This is a genomic window from Citrobacter sp. Awk 2 (genome assembly GCF_028069815.1).
Taxonomy (GTDB): domain Bacteria; phylum Pseudomonadota; class Gammaproteobacteria; order Enterobacterales; family Enterobacteriaceae; genus Citrobacter.
In genome coordinates, this window is the sequence record NZ_JANEWL010000247.1 from 1 (window position 1) to 639 (window position 639).

The following is a 639-nucleotide window of genomic DNA, read 5'->3' on the forward strand; positions in this document are numbered from 1 at the left end:
GCGTAATACATCCTTTCTGACTATATCATCTAATACGAAAGAACTATTCAGACTTAAAGGCTCTGATGTATTCGATAAACAAACTGATACCTGCGTGACCTAATCAATGAAATCACACGTGCAAACTCATCTATATGATGAACGGGCACCTGTCAGCTCATTTTCCCAACACGCTATTGTGGATTAATACTCTCGGCCTGCCATCAGGAGTGAATATATGCGTCTACTCGCCGTTGTATCAAAATTGACTGGTGTTTCCACAAATATTGAAGCTTCTGAAATCACGCTCAATTCACCTTCCATCGTGAAGCTGTCTGTTTCTCGTGAAGAAATCAGCCAGCTTACCCGCGTAAATCAGGATCTGATTGTCACACTCCGCTCCGGTGAAACCATCACAATTAAAAACTTTTACGTTGGCAAAGGTGATGAACAAAGCCAGCTCGTACTTGAAGATAGCAACGGTGCGCTATGGTGGGTTCAGGATACGGATGGCGCATTCCACTATCAGCATCTGGACGATCTCACCCCATTGATGGCGAGCGAAGGCAGTCATGAAGGCGGCGCAGTCTGGCCCTGGGTTCTTGGCGGCGTCGCCGTGGCGGGGGGAATCGGCCTCGCCGCAGGCGGTGGCGGTGGCGG

1 protein-coding gene is annotated in these 639 nt (G+C 48.8%); it reads left to right on the forward strand.

Annotation, left to right across the window (positions count from 1 at the left end):
* Positions 1-217: 217 nt before the first annotated feature.
* Positions 218-639, forward strand: a 422-nt coding sequence (locus NNO02_RS23470) for a BapA/Bap/LapF family prefix-like domain-containing protein (protein ID WP_271455899.1), incomplete at its 3' end; no start/stop codon positions are given.